At 72.4% G+C, this 10,682-nt stretch carries 9 protein-coding genes; 5 read left to right on the forward strand and 4 right to left on the reverse strand.

The annotated features are described in order from the left end of the window. The first annotated feature begins 132 nt into the window (after positions 1-132). Positions 133-1,065, forward strand: coding sequence for a LysR family transcriptional regulator (locus AOK15_RS32995; RefSeq protein WP_055521992.1), 933 nt, complete (start codon positions 133-135; stop codon positions 1,063-1,065). Between the two features lie 534 nt (positions 1,066-1,599). Here AOK15_RS32995 and AOK15_RS33000 read toward each other — a convergent pair. The 3 genes from AOK15_RS33000 to AOK15_RS33010 form a co-directional block, all read right to left on the reverse strand. Next, positions 1,600-2,283 (reverse strand): gamma-glutamyl-gamma-aminobutyrate hydrolase family protein, encoded by a 684-nt coding sequence (locus AOK15_RS33000; protein WP_055521993.1) that lies wholly within the window; start codon positions 2,281-2,283, stop codon positions 1,600-1,602. A 47-nt stretch (positions 2,284-2,330) separates the two neighbouring features. After that, entirely contained in the window at positions 2,331-3,770 is a 1,440-nt protein-coding gene (gene eat / locus AOK15_RS33005; RefSeq protein WP_055521994.1) for an ethanolamine permease, read from the reverse strand. Between the two features lie 148 nt (positions 3,771-3,918). Then, positions 3,919-4,665: a FadR/GntR family transcriptional regulator gene (locus AOK15_RS33010; protein WP_055521995.1), complete on the reverse strand. Its 747-nt coding sequence runs from the start codon at positions 4,663-4,665 to the stop codon at positions 3,919-3,921. An 85-nt stretch (positions 4,666-4,750) separates the two neighbouring features. Here AOK15_RS33010 and AOK15_RS33015 point away from each other — a divergent pair, with 85 nt between their 5' ends. The 4 genes from AOK15_RS33015 (at position 4,751) to AOK15_RS33030 (ending at position 9,307) form a co-directional block, all read left to right on the forward strand. Continuing rightward, on the forward strand, positions 4,751-6,109 hold the full coding sequence (locus AOK15_RS33015) for a glutamine synthetase family protein (RefSeq protein ID WP_055521996.1): 1,359 nt from the start codon (positions 4,751-4,753) through the stop codon (positions 6,107-6,109). 26 nt (positions 6,110-6,135) lie between these two features. Beyond that, on the forward strand, positions 6,136-7,530 hold the full coding sequence (locus AOK15_RS33020; protein WP_055521997.1) for an aldehyde dehydrogenase family protein: 1,395 nt from the start codon (positions 6,136-6,138) through the stop codon (positions 7,528-7,530). Continuing rightward, positions 7,527-8,315 (forward strand): 3-oxoacyl-ACP reductase, encoded by a 789-nt coding sequence (locus AOK15_RS33025; RefSeq protein ID WP_055521998.1) that lies wholly within the window; start codon positions 7,527-7,529, stop codon positions 8,313-8,315. The genes AOK15_RS33020 and AOK15_RS33025 overlap by 4 nt, the downstream gene beginning before the upstream one ends. 71 nt (positions 8,316-8,386) lie before the next feature. Next, positions 8,387-9,307 carry a DUF2510 domain-containing protein gene (locus AOK15_RS33030; RefSeq protein ID WP_055521999.1) on the forward strand — a complete coding sequence of 307 codons (921 nt, stop codon included), beginning with the start codon at positions 8,387-8,389 and terminating at the stop codon, positions 9,305-9,307. Positions 9,308-9,336: 29 nt separating this feature from the next. Here the strand turns inward: AOK15_RS33030 and AOK15_RS33035 are convergent, their stop codons facing one another. Next, on the reverse strand, positions 9,337-10,539 hold the full coding sequence (locus AOK15_RS33035) for an amino acid deaminase/aldolase (protein ID WP_055522000.1): 1,203 nt from the start codon (positions 10,537-10,539) through the stop codon (positions 9,337-9,339). Positions 10,540-10,682 lie beyond the last annotated feature (143 nt).

The following is a 10,682-nucleotide window of genomic DNA, read 5'->3' on the forward strand; positions in this document are numbered from 1 at the left end:
TCCGTGGGGTGAGCCGGGGTGGCCGGCGGGGACGGAAGGACGCGGTGGACCGGGGTGACCATGGAGCGAGCGTCTCGTCGTCCCGGCGGGGCCACCAGGGAGGCCGTGTGTATGGGGACATAAGCTGGCGTTATGAGTGAGCTGGAGGAGCCACGGGGCGGGCTGGCCCATCGGGTGCCGGATCTGGGGGCCCTCGAACTGCTGCTGGCCGTCGCCCGGCTGGGCTCGCTCGGGCGGGCGGCGCGAGAGCTGGGCATCACCCAGCCCGCCGCGAGCAGCCGGGTCCGCTCCATGGAGCGGCAGCTCGGCGTGGCCCTGGTCGACCGGTCGCCGCGCGGCTCCCGGCTCACCGACGCGGGGGCGCTGGTCACCGACTGGGCCCGGCGGATCGTCGAGGCGGCCGAGGTGTTCGACGTGGGCGCGCAGGCGCTGCGGGACCGACGGGACTCGCGGCTCCGGGTCGCCGCGAGCATGACCATCGCCGAGTATCTGTTGCCGGGGTGGCTGATCGCGCTGCGGGCCGAGCGGCCGGACACCGCGGTGTCGCTCCTCGCGGGCAACTCGACGATCGTCGCGGAGCGGCTGCTGGCGGACGAGGCGGACCTGGGGTTCGTGGAGGGGCCGACGGTGCCGGCGGGGCTCGACGCGGTCGTGATAGCGCACGACCATCTGATCGTGGTGACGGCGCCCGGGCACCCGTGGGCGCGTCGGCGCCGTCCGTTGGACGCGGCGGAGCTGGCGTCGACGCCGCTGATCCTGCGGGAGAAGGGGTCCGGGACACGGCAGGTGCTGGAGTCGGCGCTGGGCGGGCTCGCCCGGCCGCTGATCGAGCTGTCGTCCACCACGGCGGTCAAGTCGTCCGCGCTCAGCGGGGCCGGGCCGGCCGTCCTCAGCGAGCTGGCGCTGGGGGAGGAGCTGTCCGCCCGCCGGCTCGTCCGCATCCCCGTCGACGGGGTCCGACTCCGGCGCGCGCTGCGGGCGGTCTGGCCGACGGGGCATCGGCCGGCGGGACCGGCACGGGACCTGTTGGGGCTGACCCGAGGTGGCACGCCGGCCGTCGACTGAACGGTGAGATGCCTGGGGCGCAGCCCCGGCATCTCAGGGGCGCGGGGACTGTGTGACCAGCCACGACGGCCCGTGGGGGATGGCCGACCTCATCCGCCGGGTGGAAGGGGCGGAGTCGTAGGGGCGCTGCCCCTTCGGCCCCGTGGGTCCAGCCCGGTGACGGCCGCGGGCGCGTCGTGGCTGGTCGCGCAGTCCCCGCCCCCGGATGCCCCGGGCTTCGCCCTGGGACATCCAGGCCCTCGGCGTCCCAGGCCCTACGCGGGCGCCCCCAGCACCTCCAGCCGCGCCGCGACGTCCCCGAGCGGCCCCCACACCACCCGCCGCCCGCCGTCAGGGCCCGACCCGCACGAGCGCTCGCATCCCGTGAGGGCGTCGCCTGCATGAGTGCCCGCTTCTCGTGAGGGCGTCGCCCGCATGAGTGCCCGCTTCTCGTGAGGGCGTCGCCCGCATGAGTGCCCGCTTCTCGTGAGGGTGCCGCCCGGATGAGTGCCCGCTTCCCGTGAGGGTGCCGCCCGCACGAGTGCCCGCTTCCTGTCAGGGCGCCGCCCGTACGAGCGCCCGCATCACTCCCAGGTCCTCGCCCATCTCGGGGTGCCACTGCACGCCCAGGACCCATGAGGGGGCCGGCAGTTCGATCGCCTCCACCGTGCCGTCGTCCGTGGCGAACGCCGACGCCACCAGGCCCTCTCCGAGGCGGTCCACGGCCTGGTGGTGGTACGTCGGCACGTCGGCCTCCTCGGGTGCGATCTCCGCGTACCGCGTCCCCGGTACCGGCTTCACGGAGTGACGGCCGAAGACCCCCACCTCGGCCACATGCCCGTCGATGTGCTGGACGAGCGTGCCGCCGAGCGCCACGTTCAGCAGCTGCATGCCCCGGCAGATGCCCAGCAGCGGCGTCCCGGAGTCCAGCGCCGCCCGGATCAGGGCCAGCTCCCAGGCGTCCCGCTCGGGCGTGGGAGGCCCACAGCGCGGGGAGCGTTCCGCGCCGTAGTGGACGGGGTCGACGTCGGGGCCGCCCGCGATGACCAGGCCGTCGACCCGGGCCACCGCCGCGGCGGCGTACGACGGGTCGTCCGGCGGCAGCATCGCGGCGACGCCGCCCGCCGCCTGCACGAGCCGGGGGTAGCCGACCGGCAGCAACGCGGCCTCCAGCTCCCAGACGCCCCAGCGCGCGCCGGACTCCAGATACGTACTCACACCGATCAGCGGCCTGGTCACACGTGCTCCTGACTGATGAAATGCGTGGAACTGCGGGACGGAACGAGTCAGTCCCTTGCCAACTCTGCCTCGGCGGCGGCCAGCGCCGCGAATTCCTCCTCCGGTGCCTTCGCCACCAGGTGCTTGCGGCTGTAGAGCCCGAAGTAGGCGGCCGCTGCCGCGTACACGCCGAGCGCGATGAACGCCGCCGTCACGTCCACCAGGAACGTCGCCACCAGGGCCGAGCACGCGAGGAGCAGGGCGACCGAGGAGGTCAGGATGCCGCCCGGCGTGCGGTAGGGCCGTTCGAGCCCCGGCTCCCGGCGGCGCAGCACGATGTGCGACAGGGACATCAGGGCGTAGCTGATGGTGGCGCCGAAGACGGCGATGTTCAGCATCCGGCCGCCGTCCCCGGTGCCGGCGGCCAGCGCGAAGCCGATCGTGCCCGGCACCAGCAGCCCCAGGTACGGGGCCTTGCGGCCACTGGTGAGGGACAGGACCCGGGGGAGGTAGCCGGCCCGGGACAGCGCGAAGAGCTGGCGCGACCCCGCGTAGATCAGGGAGAAGAACGAGGCCACGAGGCCCGCCAGGCCGGCGTAGTTCACGAAGCGGCTGAGCGCCGTGGCCTTGCCGTCCGGCTGGAGCGCCTCGACCAGCGGGTTGCCGGCGTCCTGGATGGCGGCCGAGCCACGCGCCCCGGCCGCGGCGAAGAAGGTGATCACCGCCAGCACCACCAGGACGCCCATCGACCAGCGGATGGCCTTCGGAAGCGTACGGGCCGGGTCCCTGGTCTCCTCGGCGGCCAGCGGCACGCCCTCGACGCCCAGGAAGAACCACATGCCGAACGGGAACGCCGCCCAGATGCCCAGCAGCCCCATGGGGAGCCAGGAACTCGCCCCGAAGGCGCTCGTGTCGACCGGGATGTCGTCGAGCGCGGACACACTGAAGTCGGGCAGCGCGCCGAGGGCGAACACGATCAGGGCGACGACCGCGATACCGGTGACGACGAAGCTGGCGATCAGTGCCTCACCGACACCCCAGAGATGGATGCCGATGAAGAACGCGAAGCAGAACAGATAGACCGGCCAGCTCGACGTGATGCCGAACAGGCCCAGTGACTTCACGTATTCGCCGATGAAGATCACGATGGCGGCCGGGGCGAGCACGTACTCGATCAGGATCGCCGTGCCGGTCAGGAAGCCGCCCCACGGGCCGAGCGCCCGGCGCGCGAAGCCGTAGCCGCCGCCCGCCGTGGGCAGGATCGCGGAGAGTTCCGCGAGGGCGAAGACCATGCAGGCGTACATGGTGCCCATGAGCACCGTGGCGATCGCCAGACCGCCGAAGCCGCCCTTCGCCAGGCCGAGGTTCCAGCCGGAGTAGTCGCCGGAGACGACATAGGCGACGCCGAGGCCGGTCAGCAGGACCCAGCCGGCGCTGCCCCGGCGGAGCGTTCTGCGCTCCAGGTAGTCGTCCGCCGCGTCGGCGGTGTCCGTGGCTCTCAGGGACATGGGCACTCTCCCCACTCAAAGGAATGGATCCATACCTTTGTGGGGTCGGTGACCGAAAAGCAATACCCCTGCGTTAACCGGTCGTAAATCCGTGGCCGGTCTGCCGTCCGGGTCTGCCGTCCGGGTCTGCCGTCCGGGCCTGTCGGTCTCACCCGAGGAAGCCGCGCAGCAGCGCCGCCGTGCCCGCGCAGTGCTCCCGCATGACTTCCCGTGCCGCCTCGGCGTCCTCGTCGAGCACCGCCTCCACCAGGATCGTGTGCTGCTGCTGCGAGTGCTCCAGGTTGCGCACCAGCAGGGGGATGCAGTCGAGCAGGTCGTTCACCCCCGCGCGCACACCGGCGTACTGTGCGGCGAGCGACGGGGAGCCGGACAGTTCGGCGAGGGTCAGATGGAACAGGGTGTCCAGCCTGCGGTACTCCGCGAGCGGTGCGTCGCGGGTGCGTGCCAGGGCCGTACGCAGACGTTCGGCCTGGTCGTCGGTCAGGCTGTGCGCCGCGCACAGCCCGGCCGCGCCCACCTCCAGCACCTCGCGGAAACGCAGCGTGTCCTCGACGTCGATGTCCTTCAGTCGCCGACGCAGTTCGTCCTCGCCCGGGGTCGTGGCGCGCGGCAGCACGAACGTTCCCCCGTAGCGGCCGCGCCGCGCCTCGACCAGGCCCTGCTCCTGCAGCACCTTCAGGACCTCGCGCAGCGTCACCCGGCTGATCCCGAGCCGTTCGGCCAGGTCGCGTTCGGCTGGCAGGCGCTCGCCGCCCGGCACCAGACCGAGCCGGACCACCTGGAGGATCTGCTCCAGGGCCTCCTCGAAGCCGTTGCCCGCCCGCACCGGACGCAGTACGGACGCCAGCCGGTCGTCGGCCCACGGACTCTCTGGTCCCGCCCCTGTCCGCGACATGTGGGGGCACCCCCTTCCCATAAAAGGTTCCGGGTAATACCTTATGGCTCCCGGATGGCCGAAGAAGCCCCTAGGAGGCTTTCCCGTGGCAGACCGCACACCCCCGCTCTCCGTCGAGGAACTCCACACCCTCGTCGCCGGCGGCGAGATCGACACTGTCGTCCTGGCCTTCCCCGACATGCAAGGGCGACTCCAGGGCAAGCGGTTCGCCGCCCGCTTCTTCCTCGACGACGTCCTGGCCCACGGCACCGAGGGCTGCAACTACCTCCTCGCCGTCGACACCGAGATGAACACGGTCGACGGCTACGCGATGTCCTCCTGGGACCGGGGCTACGGCGACTTCGCCATGCGCCCGGATCTGTCCACCCTGCGCCGGGTGCCCTGGAACGAGGGCACGGCCATGCTGATCGCCGACCTCGCGTGGAACGACGGCTCACCGGTCGTCGCCGCCCCCCGCCAGATCCTCCGCCGTCAGCTGGAGCGCCTCGCCGAACTGGGCTACACCGCCAAGGTCGGCACGGAGCTGGAGTTCATCGTCTTCAAGGACACCTACGAGCAGGCCTGGGACGCCGGGTACAAGGGCCTCACCCCGGCCAACCAGTACAACATCGACTACTCGGTCCTCGGCACCGGCCGTATCGAGCCCCTCCTCAGGAGGATCCGCAACGAGATGGCGGCCGCCGGGCTGACCGTCGAGTCCGCGAAGGGCGAGTGCAACCCCGGCCAGCACGAGATCGCCTTCAAGTACGACGACGCCCTGGTCACCTGCGACCAGCACGCCATCTACAAGACCGGCGCCAAGGAGATCGCCTCCCAGGAGGGCGTCTCCCTCACCTTCATGGCCAAGTACAACGAACGCGAGGGCAACTCCTGCCACATCCACCTGTCCCTCGCGGACGCCGACGGCACCAACGTGATGGCCGACGGCCACGGGATGTCCCAGGTCATGCGGTACTTCCTCGCCGGGCAGCTCGCCGCGCTGCGTGACTTCTCGCTGCTCTACGCGCCCAACATCAACTCCTACAAGCGGTTCCAGCCGGGCTCCTTCGCCCCCACCGCCGTCGCCTGGGGCCACGACAACCGGACCTGCGCCCTGCGGGTTGTCGGCCACGGCCGCTCCATGCGGTTCGAGAACCGGCTCCCCGGCGGCGACGTCAACCCGCACCTCGCCGTCGCCGGGCTCGTCGCGGCCGGGCTGTACGGCATCGAGCAGAAGCTGGAACTGCCGGACGTCTGCGAGGGCAACGCGTACACCGGCGAGTACGCCCATGTGCCGACCACCCTGCGCGAGGCCGCCGAGCTGTGGGGCAGCAGCCCCATCGCCAAGGCCGCCTTCGGCGACGAGGTCGTCGCCCACTACCTCAACATGGCGCGGGTCGAACTCGCCGCCTTCGACGCCGCCGTCACCGACTGGGAGCTGCGCCGCTCCTTCGAACGCCTGTGAACCACGCCCCGCGGAAAGGCCCTTACTTGTCCGGACAGTCCACGCAGTACGAGCAGCAGCTCCAGGTACTGAACCCCGCCACCGAGGAGGTCGTCGCCACCGTCCCCGCCGCCACCCCGGCGGACGTCGACGCGGCCGTCTCCCTGGCGACGAAGGCCCAGCGGGCCTGGGCCGCGCTGGCCCCCGCCGACCGGGCCCGGCTGCTGCGCCGGTTCGCCGTCACCGTGGACGAGCACCTGGAGGAGCTGGCCCTCCTGGAGGTCCGCGAGGCCGGCCACACCATCGGCAACGCCCGCTGGGAGGCCGGCAACGTCCGAGACCTGCTGGACTACGCGGCCGGCGGCGTCGAACGGCTCACCGGACGGCAGATCCCCGTCCCCGGCGGCCTCGACGTCACCATCCTCGAACCCCTCGGCGTGGTCGGCGTGATCGCCCCCTGGAACTTCCCGATGCCCATCGCGGCCTGGGGCGTCGCCCCCGCGCTCGCGGCGGGCAACGCGGTGCTCCTCAAACCGGCCGAGACCACCCCGCTCACCGCGCTGCGCCTCGCGGAGCTGGCACGTGCGGCGGGACTCCCCGAGGGACTGTTCCAGGTGCTGCCCGGACACGGTGCCGTCACGGGCAGCGCCCTCGTCGAACACCCCGGCGTCGCGAAGATCGTCTTCACCGGGTCGACAGCCGTCGGCAAGCAGGTCCTGGCCAAGGGCTCGGCGCTCCTGAAGCGCGTCACCCTCGAACTCGGCGGCAAGAGCCCCAACATCGTCTTCGCCGACTCCGACCTCGAAGCCGCGGCGGCCGCCGCCCCCATGTCGTTCCTCGACAACTCCGGCCAGGACTGCTGCGCCCGCACCCGCATCCTCGTGCAGCGCTCCGTCCACGACCGCTTCCTCGAACTCCTCGCCCCCGGCATCGAGTCGGTCCGCGTCGGTGACCCGGCCGACGAGGCCACCCAGATGGGCCCGCTGATCTCCGCCGTCCAGCTCGACCGCGTCCGCGCCTACGTCGACCCGGACGCGCCCGGCATCCGCGGCAAGGCCCCCGAGGGCCCCGGCTTCTGGTTCCCGCCGACCGTCCTCACCGGTGTCGAGCCGCACGCGCGCGTGGCCGCCGAGGAGGTCTTCGGCCCCGTGGCGGTCGTCCTCCCCTTCGACGACGAGGCCGACGCGATCCGCCTCGCCAACGACACTCCGTACGGCCTGTCCGGCTCCATCTGGACCCGGGACGTCGGCCGCGCCCTGCGCGTCTCTCAGGCCGTCCGCGCGGGCAACCTGTCCGTCAACTCCCACTCCAGCGTCCGCTACTGGACGCCCTTCGGCGGCTTCAAGCAGTCCGGCATCGGCCGCGAACTCGGCCCGGACGCCCTGACCGCCTTCACCGAAACCAAGAACGTCTTCATCAGCACGGAGGGCCCCGCACTGTGACCCAGCCCCAGGACACCATCTGCCGCCGACTCGTCGGCCGTACCGCCGTCATCACCGGCGCCGGCAGCGGCATCGGCCTCGCCACCGCCCGCCGCCTCGCCTCCGAGGGCGCCCACGTCGTCTGCGGCGACGTGGACGAGGCACGCGGCAAGGCGGCCGCCGAGGAGGTCGGCGGGATCTTCGTGAAGGTCGACGTCACCGACGCCGAGCAGGTGGAGGCGTTGTTCAAGACCGCGTACGACACCTACGGCAGCGTCGACATCGCCTTCAACAACGCGGGCATCTCCCCGCCCGACGACGACTCCATCCTGGAGACCGGCCTGGAGGCCTGGAAGCGGGTCCAGGAGGTCAACCTCACCTCCGTGTACCTGTGCTGCAAGGCCGCCATCCCGTACATGCGGCGCCAGGGCAAGGGCTCCATCATCAACACCGCCTCCTTCGTGGCCCGGATGGGCGCGGCGACCTCCCAGATCTCGTACACGGCATCCAAGGGCGGTGTGCTGGCCATGTCCCGCGAACTGGGCGTGCAGTTCGCCCGGGAGGGCATCCGCGTCAACGCGCTGTGCCCCGGCCCGGTCAACACCCCGCTTCTCCAGGAGCTGTTCGCCAAGGACCCGGAGCGGGCCGCGCGCCGCCTCGTGCACATCCCGGTCGGGCGGTTCGCGGAGGCCGAGGAGATGGCCGCCGCCGTGGCCTTCCTCGCGAGCGACGACTCGTCCTTCGTGAACGCCACCGACTTCCTGGTCGACGGCGGCATCTCGGGCGCCTACGTCACCCCGCTCTAGGCATCGGGCACACCGCACCGGGAACACCGCGGCGGGAACACCCACCCTGCCGGTGTGATTAAAGTGCCCGGATGAGCAGTTCGCCGCCGCCCGGCTGGTACCGCGACCCGTCCTACCCGCTCACCGAACGCTGGTGGGACGGGTCCGCGTGGACCGACCACCGGCGCCAGCCGGACCAGCCCGTCCCGCTCCCGGCCCAGCCCCGGCCGCCCAAACGCCCCGGGCGCACCAAGGTGATCGCGCTGGCAGCCACCGGGGCCGTGCTGGTCGCCGGCGCGGTCACCGGCGGCGTCCTCGTCCTGGGCGGCGACGGCGACGGCGGCCAGGACACGCGAACGGCCCCCACCGCCCCGTCGTCCGGCGGCGTCGAGAGCCCGTCCCCGACCGCCCCGTCCTCGTCCCCCTCCGGCTCCGGGGCCGGCGGTGACGCGTCCGTGGTCGTGGACGACCTGAACGGCATCACCTTCCCGGTCCTCGACGGCTGGACCGACGGCGCGGACGCCGACGAGGACGCCGTCCTCGTCACCGACGGCACCTATGACTGTCCCGGCGACGACGGCCTGTGCCGCAGCGGCTGGGTCTACTCGCGCACCGTCACCCAGAGCGACGAGACGTCCCCGAAGGCCCTCGCCGAGAACGACATCGAGGACGCCGCGAACGACGCGTACGACCGCGACGACCTCGACCGGCGCCCGTACAACGGCGTCACCGGCCACGAGGTCGTCGGCTCCGGCTCGGTAGCCGTCGCGGGGCGCGCCGGCTACTTCGTGCGCTGGCGGGTCACCACCGACGTGGGGCCCGGCGGGTACGTCCAGTCCCTCGTCTTCCCGTCCAGCATCGGCTCCGAGGCGCCGGTCCTCGTCCGGTTCGCCGTCGACGCGGGCGACGACGGCCCGCCGGTCGGCGACATCGACCGGATCGTCCGGGGCATCCGGGCGATCGGCGACGAGAAGACCGGCGGGGGAGTGGGCAGCAGCCTGGGCCCGCGATGACATGCCGGGCCCGGGCGCGCCACCGGGTCCTACAGGAAGGTGTGGCCCTCGCCCCGGTACGTCGGGACCGTCGCCGTCACCTCGTCGCCCTCCACCAGGTGCAGCACGTCGAACCGCTCGCACAGCTCACCGGCCTTGGCGTGCCGGAACCACACCTTGTCGCCGAGCAGCAGATCGTCCGCGGGGGCGCCGAGCAGCGGGGTCTGCACCTCGCCCGGCCCCTCCTGCGGGTCGTACTTCAGCCCCTCCGGCAGATACGGCACCGGCAGCCGGTCGGGGCCCGCGGCACCGGAGGCGGGGTACCCGCCGCCGAGCACGGTGACCACGCCGACCCCCGGGCGCCGGACCACGGGCATCGCGAACAGCGCGGCCGGACGCCCGCTGAACGACGTGTAGTTGTCGAAGAGGCGGGGCACGTAGAGCCCGGACCCGGCGCCGATCTCGGTGACCGCGCCCTCCGCCGCCGTGTGCTGCACGCTGCCCGTGCCGCCGCCGTTGACGAACTCCAGGTCCGGCGCCACCCGCCGTACGGCACGGACGACCTCGGCCCGGCGGGCGGCCAGCTCCTTCTTCGCGGTGGCCTGCATCAGCCGCACCGCCCGCGAACGGAGGGGCCGCCCGGCCACCGAGTCGCCCACCCCGGCGATATGGCCCTCGTACGCCATGATCCCGACCAGCTTGAACCCCGGCCGTTCGGCCACGGCCCGCGCCACCTCGGCGACCTGCTCGGGGGAGTGCAGCGGCGAACGCCGCGCCCCGATCCGCACCCGGCCCCCGAGAAGCTTCAGCGAGGTGTCCAACTCCAGGCAGACGCGCACCACTTCGGTGCCGCCGCGCCGCGAGTTCTCGATCAGCTGGAGGTGGGCGGGGTCGTCGACCATCACGGTGACGGCGGCGGCGAGCTTGGGATCGCCCGCCAGTTCCGCGAAGGCGTCCTGGTCGGCGGACGGATAGGCGAGGAGGATGTCGTCGAACCCGGAACGGGCCAGCCACAGGGACTCGGCGAGGGTGAACGACATGATGCCCTGGAAGCCCTCACGGGCCAGGACCCTCTCCAGCAGTGCCCGGCAGCGAACGGACTTGCTCGCGACGCGGATCGGCTTGCCGCCGGCCCTTCGGGCGAGGTCGTCGGCGTTCGCGTCGAAGGCGTCGAGGTCGACGATCGCCAGAGGTGCGTCGAGATGAGCGGTGGCCCGGTCGTAGCGGGCCCGGTCGGCGGCGCGCGCAGTCATGAACGAAGCCTGCCAGACATGATTACCGCAGGGTAGGGGGACGTTCCGGGCTAAAGCCCCGGTGCCGCCGACTGGTTCCCGCTCGACCCCGGGCAACCCGTAGAGTGACGCGAACGCAGGGGACGACCTCGACGGGGATGCCG

Source organism: Streptomyces ossamyceticus, from assembly GCF_001418475.1.
In the GTDB taxonomy this organism is placed as follows: domain Bacteria; phylum Actinomycetota; class Actinomycetes; order Streptomycetales; family Streptomycetaceae; genus Streptomyces; species Streptomyces ossamyceticus.